At 74.5% G+C, this 14678-nt stretch carries 11 protein-coding genes; 9 read left to right on the top strand and 2 right to left on the bottom strand.

Features of this window, described 5'->3' with window-relative positions; translation table 11 throughout:
* Positions 1–18: 18 nt before the first annotated feature.
* Positions 19–690: a cysteine dioxygenase gene (locus SM793_RS29585; RefSeq protein WP_413816059.1), complete on the bottom strand. Its 672-nt coding sequence runs from the start codon at positions 688–690 to the stop codon at positions 19–21.
* A gap of 628 nt (positions 691–1318) precedes the next feature.
* On the opposite strand from SM793_RS29585, the gene SM793_RS29580 reads away from it, so the two are divergent.
* From SM793_RS29580 to SM793_RS29570, 3 genes are all read left to right on the top strand, one after another.
* The gene (locus tag SM793_RS29580) at positions 1319–1588 is read left to right on the top strand and encodes a WhiB family transcriptional regulator (protein WP_030310813.1); all 270 of its coding nucleotides are present in this window, start codon (positions 1319–1321) and stop codon (positions 1586–1588) included.
* Between the two features lie 260 nt (positions 1589–1848).
* Complete coding sequence (locus SM793_RS29575) at positions 1849–5751, top strand: glycosyltransferase family 2 protein (RefSeq protein WP_320441371.1); 3903 nt, start codon at positions 1849–1851, stop codon at positions 5749–5751.
* A 6-nt stretch (positions 5752–5757) separates the two neighbouring features.
* Complete coding sequence (locus SM793_RS29570) at positions 5758–7482, top strand: DUF5719 family protein (protein WP_320441370.1); 1725 nt, start codon at positions 5758–5760, stop codon at positions 7480–7482.
* A 39-nt stretch (positions 7483–7521) separates the two neighbouring features.
* On the opposite strand, the gene SM793_RS29565 is transcribed toward SM793_RS29570, so the two are convergent.
* Complete coding sequence (locus SM793_RS29565; RefSeq protein ID WP_320441369.1) at positions 7522–7974, bottom strand: metallopeptidase family protein; 453 nt, start codon at positions 7972–7974, stop codon at positions 7522–7524.
* Between the two features lie 164 nt (positions 7975–8138).
* Between SM793_RS29565 and SM793_RS29560 the strand changes: the two genes are divergently transcribed.
* The 6 genes from SM793_RS29560 (at position 8139) to ahcY (ending at position 14612) form a co-directional block, all read left to right on the top strand.
* Positions 8139–8504 (top strand): DUF3499 domain-containing protein, encoded by a 366-nt coding sequence (locus SM793_RS29560; protein ID WP_266311404.1) that lies wholly within the window; start codon positions 8139–8141, stop codon positions 8502–8504.
* Between the two features lie 174 nt (positions 8505–8678).
* Positions 8679–10061: a phosphomannomutase/phosphoglucomutase gene (locus tag SM793_RS29555; RefSeq protein WP_320441368.1), complete on the top strand. Its 1383-nt coding sequence runs from the start codon at positions 8679–8681 to the stop codon at positions 10059–10061.
* 98 nt (positions 10062–10159) lie between these two features.
* Entirely contained in the window at positions 10160–10342 is a 183-nt protein-coding gene (locus tag SM793_RS29550; protein WP_030398084.1) for a Trm112 family protein, read from the top strand.
* Positions 10343–10436: 94 nt separating this feature from the next.
* Positions 10437–11744, top strand: coding sequence for an SIS domain-containing protein (locus SM793_RS29545; RefSeq protein ID WP_320441367.1), 1308 nt, complete (start codon positions 10437–10439; stop codon positions 11742–11744).
* A 124-nt stretch (positions 11745–11868) separates the two neighbouring features.
* Positions 11869–12846, top strand: coding sequence for a cation diffusion facilitator family transporter (locus tag SM793_RS29540; protein ID WP_320441366.1), 978 nt, complete (start codon positions 11869–11871; stop codon positions 12844–12846).
* A gap of 317 nt (positions 12847–13163) precedes the next feature.
* Complete coding sequence (gene ahcY, locus SM793_RS29535; protein ID WP_320441365.1) at positions 13164–14612, top strand: adenosylhomocysteinase; 1449 nt, start codon at positions 13164–13166, stop codon at positions 14610–14612.
* Positions 14613–14678: the final 66 nt, after the last annotated feature.

Here is a 14678-nt window from a genome sequence, read left to right as displayed (position 1 = left end):
ACAACCGCGCCCGGAGCCTCAGTGGGCCTCGGCGGACGTCTGCGGGTGCTGCTCGGGGACGGCGGCGGCGCCGTACTGGTTCATCTCGGTCAGGCCGGGGGTGTAGAGGTGGATCGAGACGGCGGGCTCCAGCGAGGCGTTGACCACCTCGTGCAGGTACCCGGGGGAGAAGACCCGCTGCCCGCCGGGGCGCAGGTCGCGGAAGCCCGAGCCGCTGGGGGTCCCCCCGGCCGAGGGCTGGGGGAGGGTGAGGGAGCGCTCGACGAGCTCGCCGCGGACCACGCTCATCACACCGGAGGAGGCGCCGTGGTCGTGGAAGCCGCTGCTCTGGCCGGGCAGCCAGCTGAGCAGCCAGACCTCGTAGCCGGGGCCGGTCTCCAGCCGGGCGTACCAGCGGGTGAGCGCGTCGTAGCGGACCAGCGGCTCCCAGCGGTCCCGGTCGGCGGCGATCTCGCGGACCAGCCGGGCGTACTCGGCGACGGTGGTGGGGTGGGCGGGCAGGTCGGTGCGGGCGAGGTGCGGGAAGGCCAGCGGATCGCCGGCGATGGAGACGTCGCTGAGGCCGTCGGCCCACGGGTGGCCGCCGGGCCGGGCGGCGGGGGAGGGCGCGACGGGTCGGGTGGTGGCGGCGCGGAGGCCGTGGAGAGCGAGCTTGCTGCGGTCGCGGTTCCGCTTGCGGATGCGGATCATTCGCACGGGAGTCGTCCTCGGAGGGCTGGTTCGTCAGGGGAGTCAGCCGGGTCCGGGATGTCCTGGGACGGGAATCGCGGGCGGCCTCTGTGCTTCCTGGGCGGCGCGCGGCGGGACGGCGGGCGCCTAGATACAGCGGCAGGAACAGAGGCGACAACAGGAGTTCACGGCAGGGCGGAGCGTGGAACCGCTCCGGGGGCCGAGGAACTCTGACATAGGGAAAAGGACAACGCATCCGCAGGGGCGGTGTCAACTCGGAGAGAGCGGACATTCGGGTGAGATCGGCCATGAACTGCCCGATGGAGTGATAAATCACCCTCTATGTTTCGATGGGAAGATCGCCGGGAAGGCAGGGCGATGACCGGCCTGTGGCGGTGACTGCATGTCACCCGGCCCCCGGTCGCGAATGGTTCGTCGACCTTCGCGCGCAATCGGGCTAAAGGTCTGATGTGTCCGGTTATGTACACTATTCGTAACGGCTTGGTGCCAGGGAGTGAATCCCGACCCCAATACCAGAGCTCGGCTTGACTGGGCCAGAGTGACGCAACTGTAATTTCACTCGTGTCGTCGGCCGCACGAGGCAACGGCAACCACGGGGACGCCAATAGGGGCAGAGGAGGCGCGCCACATGAGCGAGCTCTTTGAGCTGTTGATCGGTGACGGCATCGAGGAGGAGGAAGAACTCGGCTGGCAGGAGCGCGCACTCTGCGCCCAGACCGACCCCGAGTCCTTCTTCCCGGAGAAGGGCGGCTCCACCCGCGAGGCCAAGAAGGTCTGCCTCGCGTGCGAGGTCCGCTCCGAGTGCCTGGAGTACGCCCTGGCCAACGACGAGCGCTTCGGCATCTGGGGCGGCCTCTCCGAGCGCGAGCGCCGTCGGCTCAAGAAGAGCGCCGTCTGACCGGGGTGGCCGCATCCCCCGGACCCTCCGGATCCGCGGGCTTCCCCGGATCCGCCGGCCGCGGCACCCCGACCGGCCGGCCCGCGCGAACAGTCCGCGCGAACAGCCCGCGACCGAGCGCCTCACCCCTGTGGTGAGGCGCTTTCGCGTTCCCGGGCGGACACCGTGGACCGAGCCGACACCCGGAGCCGTTAGTGTGGTGCGCCATCCGGTTGCCGTTCACCGGCTGTGTCCACCGAGAACTGGGGCCCGCGCACTCGATGACCGTCTACAGCCACCAGAGCGGCTCCTCCGCCAGCAGGCCGCCCGCCTACCCGCGCCATCTGGTCACCGCCGTGATCGTCTCCCACGACGGAGCCCGCTGGCTGCCGCAGGCCCTCGCCGGCCTGCTCGGCCAGGACCGCCAGGTCCAGCGTGTCCTCGCGGTCGACACCGGCTCCACCGACGACTCCCGGCGCCTGCTCGCCGAGACCCTCGCCGACTGGCTCCCCGACAGCGGTCCGACCGTGCTCGGCCGCCGGGCCGGCTTCGGCACCGCCGTGGCCGAGGCGGTCTCCAACAGCGCGCCGTTGCGCGCCGAGGACCTGCCCTACCGGCTCGACCCCTCCGGCTACGACCCGGTCACCGGCGGCTGGGACGACTTCGGCGACCCGCTCGGGGAGGAGGACGACCTCGGCCGGGGCGGCCCCCGGGAGACCACGCCGGTCGAATGGCTCTGGCTGCTGCACGACGACTGCGAGCCCCAGACCGACGCGCTGCGCCGACTGCTCCAGGTCGCCGACTCCACCCCCAGCGCCGCCGTCGTCGGCCCCAAGCTGCGCAGCTGGTACGACCGCCGGCAGCTGCTGGAGGTCGGCGTCAGCATCGCCCGCTCCGGCCGCCGCTGGACCGGGCTCGACCGGCGCGAGCAGGACCAGGGCCAGCACGACCAGGTCCGCCCGGTGCTCGCCGTCTCCACCGCCGGCATGCTGGTGCGCCGCGACGTCTTCGAGGAGCTCGGCGGTTTCGACCGGGCGCTGCCGCTGATGCGCGACGACACCGACTTCTGCTGGCGGGTCAACGCCGCCGGCCACCGCGTCGTCGTCGCCCCGGACGCCGTGCTCCGGCACGCCGAGGCCGCCAGCCGTGAGCGCCGCGCCATCGACTGCGGCCCCGCCCACCCGCACCGGGTGGACAAGGCCGGCGCCGCCTTCACCCTGCTCGCCAACTCCAAGGGCGCGCTCCTCCCCTACGTCCTGCTCCGGCTGGTGCTCGGCACCCTGCTGCGGGTGGTCGCCAACCTGCTCGGCAAGGACCCCAAGCAGGCCTTCGACGAGTTGGCCGGCCTCGGCCACGAACTCGTCCGGCTGCCCCGGCTGCTGGTGGCCCGCAAACGCCGCCGCCGCACCCGCTCCGCCGACGCGCTGGACGACCGCACGCTCTTCCCCGCACCCGGCGCCACCGCCCGGCTCGCCGTCGAGGGCGTCGTCGGCTCGCTCGGCATCGGGGGCGGTGACGACGCCGGCGGCCGGCACGGCTCGGTCGAGGCCGGACCGGGCGACGAGGACTCCGAGGACCTGGTCGTCGAGCAGTTCGCGCTGATCAAGAAGCTCGTCCGGCGCCCGGCGCCGGTGCTGTTCGCCGCCCTGCTGGTGTTCGCGCTGGTCGCCTGCCGCGACCTGTTCGGCGGTGGGGCCCTGTTCGGCGGCGCCCTGCTGCCCGCCACCGACGGCGCGGCCGGGCTCTGGTCGATGTACGCCGACGCCTGGCACCCCGTCGGCACCGGCTCCACCGCCGCCGCGCCGCCCTACCTCGCGGTGCTGTCGATCCTCTCCTGGCTGCTGTTCGACCACGCCGACCTCGCGGTCACCCTGCTGGTCGTGCTCGCCGTCCCGCTCGCCGCCGTGAGCGCCTACCTGGTCTCCCGGCCGCTGATCGACTCCAAGCTGGTCCGCGCCTGGGCCAGCGCCACCTACGCGCTGCTGCCCGCCGCCACCGGCGCGCTCGCCCAGGGCCGGATCGGCACCGCCGTCCTGGCCGTGCTGCTGCCGCCGCTGGCCCGCGCCGCCGCCGTCACCGCCGGACTCGGCATCCGCGCGGAGAGCGCCGCCAAGGGCGCCCGCCCCGGCTGGCGCTCCGCCTGGATGACGGTCCTGCTGCTCACCCTGGCCACCGCCTTCGTCCCGCTGGTGTGGGCGCTGGCCGTGCCGCTCTGCCTGGCCATGCTGGTCACCGCCGTGGTCCGCGGCGGGGCCTTCGGCTCCGGCGTCACCGCGCTGCGGCTGCTCGGCCTGCGTGTCCTGCTGGTCCTCGCGGTGCCGGTCGGGGTGCTCGCCCCCTGGTCATTGCAGGTGCTCTCGGACCCGCAGCGGCTGCTGCTGGAGGCCGGCCTGCCCGGCCTGCACGGCTCCGGGCCGACCTCGACCGGGCTGCTGATGGTCAACCCCGGCGGCGCCGGGGTGCCGCCGGTCTGGCTCTCCGCCGGCGTGGTGCTGGCCGCGCTCGCCGCCCTGTTGCGCGCCGACCGCCGCCGCGCGGTGCTGGCCGCCTGGGGCGCCGCCGGGGCCGGACTGGTCTTCGCGGTCGCGGTGGCCGGCACCTCGGTGACCCCCGCCTCCGGCGGTCCGGCCGTGCCCGCGTGGTCCGGCCCGGCCACCCTGCTGGCCGGTGTCGCCCTGCTGGCCGCCGCCGCGATCGGCGCCGACGGCGCCAACGCCCGGGTCGCCGGCATCGCCTTCGGCTGGCGCCAGCCGGTCGCCGCGCTGGTGGTGGCCGCCGCCCTGCTCGCCCCGCTGGGCACCGGCCTCTGGTGGGCCGTCACCGGCGCCGACGGTCCGCTGCACCGGGGCCGCGGCGCCCAGGTGCCCGCGTTCATCGCCGAGCAGGCCAGTACCACCGACCGCTCCCGCACCCTGGTCCTCACCGGCGACCCGAAGGGCGGATCGGTCGCGTACACCGTGACGCGCGGCTCCGGTCTGACGCTCGGCCAGGCCGAGTCCACCGTCGATCCGGAGACCGGCACCACGGCCGGCCTGGACCGGACCGTCGGCAGCCTGCTGGCCGGCTCCGGCGCCGACCAGGCGGGCGCGCTCTCCCGCTACGGCATCGCCTACGTGCTGGTCGACCAGCCGCTGATCGGCGCCTTCAAGGACGTTCTGGACACCACGCCCGGCCTGGTCAAGGCCAACCAGGACGGTGCCGCCGCGCTCTGGCAGGTCGACGGCACCCCGGCGACCCGGGCCCTGATCACCGCGCCGGGCGCCGTCCCGGTGGTGGTCCCGTCCGGGCCGCGCGACATCAACACCACCCTGCCGGCCGGCCCCGAGGGCCGGGTGCTGCGGCTCGCCGAGTCCGCCGCCCCCGAGTGGACGGCCACCCTGGACGGCACCGCCCTGGAGCGGGTCACCGTCGACGGCTGGGCGCAGGGCTTCAAGCTCCCCGCCACCGGCGGCAAGCTGGTCCTCACCCGCGAGGGCAGCCTGCTGCACACCGGCTGGATCTGGGCCCAGCTGCTGCTCGGCCTGACCGTGCTGGTGCTGGCCCTGCCCGGCCGGCGCAGCCACAAGGACGACGACCTGCCCGAGGACGTGGTCGCCGCCGCCGAGCTGGCCGCCGCCGCCCAGGCGCAGGCCCCGGTCCCCGGCAGCCGCCGGGCCCGCCGGATGGCCGAGCGGGGCGAGGGCGCCGAGAACGAGGGCCCGGAGCCCGCCGACCCGGACGCCGGGGTGTACCAGGCCAGGCCCGGCCCGGTGACCGGTCCGCCGTCGGCCGATCCGTCGGCCGGAGCGGTCCTGGCGGCCGCCGCCGCGCAGGAGGCCGAACCGTACGCAGACCCGTACCAGACGTACCAGCAGGCCGACCCGTACAGCTACGACCCGTACGCGCAGCAGCCGGCCGGCACGCCGTACGGCGGCCAGGGGTACGGCGGCCAGGACGGCTACCAGCAGCAGGGCTACCAGCCCTACCAGGGCGAGCAGCAGCAGTACGGCTACGAGCCGTACCAGCAGCAGCCCGAGCAGCAGCCCTGGGTGCCGGGGCAGCAGCAGGGCGAGCCCTACTACGAACAGCCGGACCCGCACGACCCGAACCACCCGCACGACCCGAACCACCCGAACCACCCGCACGACCCGAACAGCCCGCACGGCCCGGGCCGGTACCCGCACCACCACGGATCGGGGAGCTGACCCGCGATGAAGAAGCCCGCCTTCAGGAAGAAGTCCGGCGCCCCGGACACCGCCCGCGGGGCCGGGGGGACGACCGGCACCTTCGACGGCGCCCCGGCCGGAGCGGCCCCGGCGGCCCCCCGGGGCTCCGGCGCCGCCCGCACCACCCGGTCGCTGCTGGCCGCCGCCGTGGTGCTGGCGGCGGTGTTCGGCATCGCCGAACTCCGCAAGCCCGCCACCCCGGCGGCCACCGACCGGGCCACCGCCACCTCGGCGCAGGTCGAGCGGACCGCCGTGGTCTGCCCGCAGCCGCTCCAGGGCCTCACCGGCTCCACCACGCTCACCGCGTACACCCCGCCGGGCACGGGCACGGGCACGGGCACCGGCGACGGCACCGGCTGGATCTCCGACGAGGCCGCGCCGGCCGCAGCCCCGGGAGCGGCGCCGTCGGCCCCCGCGGCGCCGGCCGCCCCCGCGACCCAGGCCGCCACCGGCGCGCCCACCCCGGCCGCCCCGGCCGCCGCCGACAAGGACGCCGCGCCCGCCGACGCCCGGCTCATCCTGGCCAAGCCGGGCACCCCGGTGTCCGCCCCCGCCGCCAACGGCGACCTGGCGCCCGGCACCGGGGCCGTCGCCACCGGCGCGCTCGCCCCCGGCTTCACCGTCACCCAGACCACCACCGTCACCGAGCAGCGCGGCCTCGGCCTGTCCGGAATCACCTGCACGCCGTCCGGCACCGGCTTCTGGTTCGCGGGCGCCTCCACCGCCGAGGGCCGCACCGACTACGTCAGCCTGGTCAACGCCGAGCCCACGGCCGCCGTGGTCGACATCAAGCTCTACGGCGACAAGGGCCTGATCGAGAACGACGCCGCCAACAGCATCACCGTCGCCCCCGGCAGCTCCCAGTCGGTCCTGCTGCCCACCATCAGCAAGGGCCAGGTCGCCGACCTCGCCGTGCACGTGGTCGCCCGCTCCGGCCGGATCGGCGCCGCCCTGCACGCCGCCGACGGCAGCAAGGGCGCCGACTGGGTGCCCGCCTCCGCCGACCCCGCTCCGGTCCAGGTGATGCCCGGCCTGCCCGCCGACACCTCGGCCGCCCACCTGGTGGTGTGGGCCCCGCCGGAGGACGACGCGGACCTCAGGATCGAGCTCTCCGGCAAGAACGGCTGGTTCGTCCCAGCCGGGAACGAGTCCATCCACGTCAAGGCCGGCATGGTGGCCTCGGTGGACCTCGGCAAGGTGACCCGGGACGAGGTCGCCGGCCTGCGGGTGTCGCCCAGCGACGACAAGCACCCCACCCCCGTGGTGGCCGGCCTGCGGGTCGACCGCGCCGGGGCGAACGGCAAGTCCGACGCCGCCTGGCTGGCGGGCACCGCGCCGGTCGGGGCCCGTGCCACGGTGGCCGACAACCGGGGCGGCGGGCCGTCCACGCTCTTCCTGACCTCCACCGGCGAGGCCGCCACCGTGCGGGTCACCGCCTCGGCCGGCACCGGCGGCGGCACCCCCGCCACCAAGGAGGTCCAGCTCCCGGCCGGCGGCACCGTCGCCCTCCCGGCGCCCGAGCCCGGCGGGCTGAACGGCAGCTTCGCGCTGACCGTGGAGACCGTCTCCGGCGGCCCGGTCGTCGCCGCGCGGATGCTCGCGCTCCCCAGCAAGGACGTACCGATGTTCACCGTCCAGGCCCTGCGCGACGACCGCTCCACCGTCAAGGTCCCGCAGGCATCCCAGGACCCGGGCGTGGTCCTGCGCTGAGCGGTGTGCCGAGCGGTGCGCCGACAGCGCCGTGCTGTCTCAGTCCTCGTCGTACCGCGGATCGATCGCGTCGGGGGAGAGCCCCAGCAGCTCCGCCACCTGCTCGATCAGGATCTCGTGCACCAGCGCCGCGCGGTCCTCGCGCGACTTCGCCCTGATCTCCACCGGTCTGCGGTACACCACGATCTGGCTCTTGCGCCCCTGCTGACCCGGCGACACCCGGCCCAGCGGCACCCCGCCGTCGGAGCCGGCGCCGTCCGGTTCGTGCAGCGGCACCTCCTGGACGGCGAACTCCACCTCGATCAACTGCGGCCAGCGCCGCTCGAGACGCTCCACCGACTCGCGCACATAGTCGTCGAACAACTCGGAGCGGGTGAGCGAGATCGGTACCTGCGGCGGCGCCAGCGGGCCGCGGAGACCCCTGCCGTGCCGGTCACGGTGCCGGGGGCGGCGTGAGGGACCCGTCGATGACTGCGGTGCGGAGCTGTCCATATCACTGCCGAGAGTAGTCCTTGGACGCCCGGAAGTGGACCACCCCCGCACCTGTTCGCCCGGGGCGAGCGGAGCGCCCGGGCGGCGCGCGGACAGCGACACGGAACACCTTCCGGACAGGCGGTCTTCGCTCCCCGGCAAGGAGTGCGGTACCGTCCACCCTCGTGAGCTCTGTACGTCGTTGTTCGCGGACCGCGTGCGGCCGTCCGGCCGTCGCGACGCTGACGTACGTCTACGCGGACTCCACCGCCGTCCTCGGCCCGCTCGCGACCTACGCCGAGCCGCACTGCTACGACCTGTGCGCCGGACACGCCGAGCGCCTCACCGCCCCGCGCGGCTGGGACGTGGTCAGGCTCGCCGCCGAGGCCGGTCCGCTGCGCCGCAGCAGTGACGACCTGGAGGCCCTCGCCAACGCCGTCCGCGAGGCCGCGCGCCCGCAGACCCCGCGTCAGGGCCGGTCCCCCGAGGGCGAGTCCACCGAGGCGGGCCGCCGCGGCCACCTCCGGGTGCTCCGCTCGCCCGACAACTGAGCCGCGGACCGCCCCCGCCCCGGCACGGACCGTTCCGCCCGCCCGGGTACGCTGCCCCCCTACCGGGTACCGGCCGCAGCCGCGCCCGGACCTACCGTGACCAGGGGCGACCGGTCCGCCGGCCAGGGTGCCGGCGCGTTCGCCGATCAGACACAGAACCAGGGTGGAGCCGCAGTGCGCGACCTCAAGCAGCTCGTGAAGGCGTACGACGTACGGGGCGTCGTCCCGGACCAGTGGGACGAGAACCTCTCCCGGGCCTTCGGCGCCGCGTTCGTGCAGGTCACCGGCGCGTCCGCGATCGTGGTCGGCCACGACATGCGCCCCTCCTCCCCGTCGCTCAGCCAGGCCTTCGCCGAGGGCGCGGCCGGCTACGGCGCCGACGTGGTGCTGATCGGCCTCTGCTCCACCGACCAGCTGTACTACGCCAGCGGTTCGCTCGACCTGCCCGGCGCGATGTTCACCGCCAGCCACAACCCGGCCGAGTACAACGGCATCAAGCTCTGCCGGGCCGGCGCCGCCCCGGTCGGCCAGGACACCGGGCTCTCCGAGATCCGCGAGCTGGTCGAGTCCTGGACCGCCGCCGACGACACCGTCACCGTCCCCGCCCGCGACGTGCCGGCCGGCACCCTCAGCGAGCAGGACACCCTGCGCGGCTACGCCGACCACCTGCTCGGCCTGGTCGACCTCACCGCGATCCGTCCGCTCAAGGTCGCGGTCGACGCCGGCAACGGCATGGGCGGCCACACCGTGCCGACCGTGTTCGACGGCCTGCCGATCGACCTCGTCCCGATGTACTTCGAGCTGGACGGCACCTTCCCCAACCACGAGGCCAACCCGCTCGACCCGAAGAACCTGGTCGACCTCCAGGCCAGGGTCCGCGAGGTCGGCGCCGACCTCGGCCTCGCCTTCGACGGCGACGCCGACCGCTGCTTCGTCGTCGACGAGCGCGGCGAACCGGTCTCCCCCTCGGCCATCACCGCACTGGTCGCCGCCCGCGAGATCGCCCGCGCCCGGGCCGCCGGCGAGGCCGAGCCGACGATCATCCACAACCTGATCACCTCCTGGACCGTCCCCGAGGTGGTCCGCGAGCTCGGCGGCAAGCCCGTCCGCACCCGCGTCGGCCACTCCTTCATCAAGCAGGAGATGGCCGTCACCGACGCCGTCTTCGGTGGCGAGCACTCCGCCCACTACTACTTCCGCGACTTCTGGCGCGCCGACACCGGCATGCTCGCCGCGCTGCACGTGCTGGCCGCCCTCGGCGGGCAGCCGGGCACCCTCTCCGCGCTCACCGCCGAGTACGACCGCTACGCCGCCTCGGGCGAGATCAACAGCACCGTCGCCGACCAGGCCGCCCGGACCGCCGCCGTCCGCGCCGCCTACGCGGTCGAGGGCACCGAGGTCGACGAGCTGGACGGCCTCACCGTGGCCGGCCCGGACTGGTGGTTCAACCTGCGCGCCTCCAACACCGAGCCGCTGCTGCGCCTCAACGTCGAGGCCGAGGACCCGGCCAGGATGGCCGAACTGCGCGACGGCGTGCTCGCGGTCGTCCGCGCCTGACGTACGGCCCCGGTACCCCGGCCGGTAGGGTTTCCTCTCGGCCGGGGCACCACTGTGTCGACGGCCGAGAACCCGTACCGAGACCGGAGACCGAACCCATGAAGCTCGAATCCTTCCTGCTGGAGATCCTGGTCTGCCCGCAGTGCCGGTCCGCGCTCACCGAGGGCGGCACCGAGGAGCAGCCCGAGCTGCTCTGCGCCGGCGAGACCTGCGGCCTGGCGTACCCGGTGCGTGACGGCATTCCGGTCCTGCTGGTGGACGAAGCCCGCCGCCCGGCCTGATCCTGGGGCTCGGCCTCCCCGGTCCCCGACCGGGGCCGGCCGCCCCGCTCGTCCGCCGCCCTCAGCGCCCAGCCAGCAGCCGGAGGCCCGCCGCATGCTCGACGACACCCTGCTCGACGACCCGGCCGCCCTCCGGCGCGCCGACCACGACCGCGCCCTGCTCGCCCTGGCCGGCTCCGGCGCCCGGGTCCGCACCGCGCTCCGGCTCGCCGAGGCGGCCGGCCTGGACCGGCTGCGGCCCGACGGCCGGCCGCGTGCCGTCCTGGTCGCCGGGCACGGCAGCGCGCTGACCGCCGGCGAGGTGCTCGCCGCGCTGGCCGGCACCGCGAGCCTGGTCGCCCCGCTGCCGCCCACCGACGCCGCGCCCGTCCCGCGCCCCGACCGCGCCACCGCCCCGGCCGCCTTCACGGCCGGCCTGGCCTGGCAGCTCCCCGGCTGGGCCGGCCCGCTCGACCTGCTGGTGATCAGCTCCGCCGCCGGCGACGAACGCGGCCTGGTCGCCCTCGCCGAGCAGGCCTACGCGCGCGGCTGCGCGATCGTGGTCACCGCCCCCGAGGGCAGTCCGCTCGCCGAGGCCGCGTTGCAGGTCCGGGCGCTGCCACTGCCGTTCGTGCCGTCCGCCGACACCTCCGACGCGCCCGCCGAGGACGACGGCGGCGGCGGACGCGGCCGAAGCGCCGAGCCCGACCTGCCCGCCGAGGACCCGGCCGCGCTCTGGGCCCACCTCGCCCCGCTGCTCGCGCTCACCCAGAAGCTGGGCGTCTCCCCGCTGCCGTACGACGCGCTCGCGGAGACCGCCGACCTGCTGGACGCCACCGCCGTCCGCTGCCGGCCGGACGCCGCCGCGTACACCAACCCGGCGAAGAGCCTGGCCGCCCGGCTGGCCGGGACCGTCCCGCTGCTCTGGGCGGAGGGCCAGGTCGCCGGCGTCGCGGCCGGACGGTTCGCCGCCCAGCTCGCCGAGCGGGCCGGCCGCCCGGCCCTGGCGGGTGTGCTGCCGCAGGTGCTGACCGCGCACCGCGGCATGTTCACCGGCCAGCTCGGCGCGGGCGCCGACCCCGACGACTTCTTCCGCGACCGGGTCGAGGAGCCGGACCCGCTGCACCTCCAGGTCCTGCTGCTGAGGCAGGCCGCCGAGGAGGCGCCCGCCGCTCCCGGGCAGGCCGGGCCGGGCGCCGGGGAGGCGTCGGGAGAACAGGACGGCGGGCCGGCCGAGGTCCCGGCCGACGACGCGCGTCCGCGCAGCTTCGGCACCACCCGGGCGCACCGGCTCGCGGCCGCCCACGACGTCCGGCTGACCGAGTACGCCAGCCGCCGCCCGGAGCCGCTGCACGCGCTGGTCGAGCTGATCGCGCTCACCGACTTCGCCGCCGTCTACCTGGGGCTCGCCGCGCAGTCCTGAGCAGGCGGCGTCCTGAGCCCGCGGCGGGTCGGCCGGGTACCGTATGCGCTCGACGACGACCGGGCCACCGGACGACCGGTCACGGGCCGCGCGGACGGCCCCCGACGGAGGGACCCCCCGAGCAATGAGCACCGAAGGCGGTACCAAGGCGCTGGTCGCGGCGCTGGCCGCGAATCTGGGCATCGCGGTGAGCAAGTTCGTCGCGTTCGCCTTCTCCGGCTCCTCCTCGATGCTCGCCGAGGGCGTCCACTCGCTGGCCGACTCCGGCAACCAGGTGCTGCTGCTGGTCGGCGGCAAGCGGGCGCAGCGCGAGGCCACCCCCCAGCATCCGTTCGGCTACGGGCGGGAGCGGTACATCTACGCGTTCCTGGTGTCGATCGTGCTGTTCAGCGTCGGCGGCATGTTCGCCGTCTACGAGGGCTACGAGAAGATCGCCCACCCGCACGAGCTGGACAACTGGTACTGGCCGGTGGGCGTGCTGGTCCTCGCCATCGCGCTGGAGAGCTGGTCCTTCCTCACCGCGTTCCGCGAGGCCGTCAAGGACAAGGGGACGCACGGCTGGCCGGCGTACATCCGCCGGGCCAAGGCGCCCGAGCTGCCGGTCGTGCTGCTGGAGGACACCGGCGCGCTGATCGGCCTGGTGCTGGCGCTGTTCGGCGTCGGGTTGACCGCGATCACCGGGGACGGGGTCTGGGACGGCATCGGCACGCTGTCCATCGGCGTACTGCTGATCGTCATCGCCCTCGTGCTGGCGGTCGAGACCAGGTCGCTGCTGCTCGGCGAGTCGGCCCATCCCGAGGTGGTGGCCCGGATCCGGGACGCGCTGGTCGACCACGACTCCGTGGACCGGGTGATCCACATGCGGACCCTGCACCTCGGCCCGGAGGAACTGCTGGTCGCCGCCAAGATCGCCGTCCCGGCCGACTCGACGGCCTCCGAGGTCGCCGCGGCGATCGACGCCGCCGAGGTCCGGATCCGGCGGGCGGTGCCGATCGCCCGGGTCATCTACCTGGAGCCGGACATCTACAGCGCGGAGAAGGCGGCGGCGGGCGACGACCCGTACGCGACGCCCGGCGGACCCGTTCCCGGCGGGGCGCGCTGAGCCCGCGCGGGCCCCGGCCCGGAGGCCGAAAAACGGCCGTACCGGGCCGTCGCGCGGGGCCGTCGGTGTAGATTCGTCCCCAGAGCCAGAACGTCGCTGCTGATGGCGGTCGATCGGTGACCCGCCCCCACGGGGGCGCGCCGGTCGAGGGAGAGAGGTCCTCCGACGGATTGTGCCGAGCAACAGGACAGCCGTACCGCGCCGGACCCGGCCGCGGGCCGGACGCCCTGGCGTCGCCGCACACCGTTGCGGCCCGCCGTGTTGTGACGCACCCCAGGACCTTGGCCCCGCCCGACCCCTCAGCGAGGAGCAGACGCATGTCGACCGACACCACCGGTGACTTCAAGGTCGCCGACCTTTCCCTGGCCCCGTTCGGCCGCAAGGAGATCCAGCTCGCCGAGCACGAGATGCCCGGCCTGATGACGATCCGCGCCGAGTACGCCGCGTCGCAGCCGCTGGCCGGCGCCCGGATCACCGGCTCGCTGCACATGACCGTGCAGACCGCCGTCCTCATCGAGACCCTCACCGCCCTCGGTGCCGAGGTCCGCTGGTGCTCCTGCAACATCTTCTCCACCCAGGACCACGCCGCCGCGGCCATCGCCGTCGGCCCGAACGGCACCCCGGAGAACCCGCAGGGCGTTCCGGTCTTCGCCTGGAAGGGCGAGACCCTGGACGAGTACTGGTGGTGCACCGAGAAGGCGCTGACCTGGCCGAACGGCCAGACCCCGAACATGATCCTGGACGACGGCGGCGACGCCACCCTGCTGATCCACAAGGGCGTCGAGTTCGAGAAGGCCGGCGCCGCGCCGGACCCGTCCACCGCGGACAACGACGAGTTCCGGATCATCCTGGAGCTGCTCAACCGCACCCTCAAGGACACCCCGAACAAGTGGACCGAGGTCGCCGCCACCATCAAGGGCGTCACCGAGGAGACCACCACCGGTGTCCACCGCCTGTACGAGATGCACCGTGACGGCAAGCTGCTGTTCCCGGCGATCAACGTCAACGACTCGGTCACCAAGTCGAAGTTCGACAACAAGTACGGCTGCCGCCACTCGCTGATCGACGGCATCAACCGCGCCACCGATGTCCTGATCGGCGGCAAGGTCGCCGTCGTCGCGGGCTACGGCGACGTGGGCAAGGGCTGCGCCGAGTCGCTGCGCGGCCAGGGCGCCCGGGTCATCGTCACCGAGATCGACCCGATCTGCGCGCTGCAGGCGGCGATGGACGGCTACCAGGTCGCCACGCTGGACGATGTGGTCGAGACCGCCGACATCTTCATCACCACGACCGGCAACAAGGACATCATCATGGCCTCCCACATGGCCCGGATGAAGCACCAGGCCATCGTCGGCAACATCGGCCACTTCGACAACGAGATCGACATGGCCGGCCTCGCCCAGCTGCCGGGCGTCGTCAAGACCGAGGTCAAGCCGCAGGTCCACGAGTGGCGCAAGGCCGATGGCAAGACCATCATCGTCCTCTCCGAGGGCCGCCTGCTGAACCTGGGCAACGCGACCGGCCACCCGTCGTTCGTGATGTCTAACTCCTTCGCGAACCAGACGATCGCCCAGATCGAGCTGTTCACGAAGACCGAGCAGTACCCGATCGGCGTCTACGTGCTGCCGAAGCACCTGGACGAGAAGGTCGCCCGCCTGCACCTGGACGCGCTGGGTGTGAAGCTCACCGTCCTCTCCAAGGACCAGGCCGACTACATCGGCGTCCCGGTCGAGGGCCCGTACAAGGCGGACCAGTACCGCTACTGATCGCCCGAACCACGGCGGTGGGGGGGGCCCCCCCCCCCGGGGGGGGGGGCCCCCGCCCGGCCCGGG

The organism is Kitasatospora purpeofusca, from assembly GCF_034043715.1.
In the GTDB taxonomy this organism is placed as follows: Bacteria; Actinomycetota; Actinomycetes; order Streptomycetales; family Streptomycetaceae; genus Kitasatospora; species Kitasatospora purpeofusca_A.
Note: the sequence above shows the minus strand (reverse complement) of the source record. Positions and strands in the feature narration are given on the sequence as shown.

Excerpts from the sequence above, each read along its gene's own strand:
- SM793_RS29580 (WP_030310813.1), top strand. The coding sequence starts at position 1,319 with ATGAGCGAGCTCTTTGAGCTGTTGATCGGTGACGGCATCGAGGAGGAG.
- SM793_RS29545 (WP_320441367.1), top strand. The coding sequence starts at position 10,437 with ATGCTCGACGACACCCTGCTCGACGACCCGGCCGCCCTCCGGCGCGCC.
- SM793_RS29575 (WP_320441371.1), top strand. The coding sequence starts at position 1,849 with ATGACCGTCTACAGCCACCAGAGCGGCTCCTCCGCCAGCAGGCCGCCC.
- ahcY (WP_320441365.1), top strand. The coding sequence starts at position 13,164 with ATGTCGACCGACACCACCGGTGACTTCAAGGTCGCCGACCTTTCCCTG.
- SM793_RS29540 (WP_320441366.1), top strand. The coding sequence starts at position 11,869 with ATGAGCACCGAAGGCGGTACCAAGGCGCTGGTCGCGGCGCTGGCCGCG.
- SM793_RS29585 (WP_413816059.1), bottom strand. The coding sequence starts at position 690 with ATGATCCGCATCCGCAAGCGGAACCGCGACCGCAGCAAGCTCGCTCTC.
- SM793_RS29550 (WP_030398084.1), top strand. The coding sequence starts at position 10,160 with ATGAAGCTCGAATCCTTCCTGCTGGAGATCCTGGTCTGCCCGCAGTGC.
- SM793_RS29570 (WP_320441370.1), top strand. The coding sequence starts at position 5,758 with ATGAAGAAGCCCGCCTTCAGGAAGAAGTCCGGCGCCCCGGACACCGCC.
- SM793_RS29565 (WP_320441369.1), bottom strand. The coding sequence starts at position 7,974 with ATGGACAGCTCCGCACCGCAGTCATCGACGGGTCCCTCACGCCGCCCC.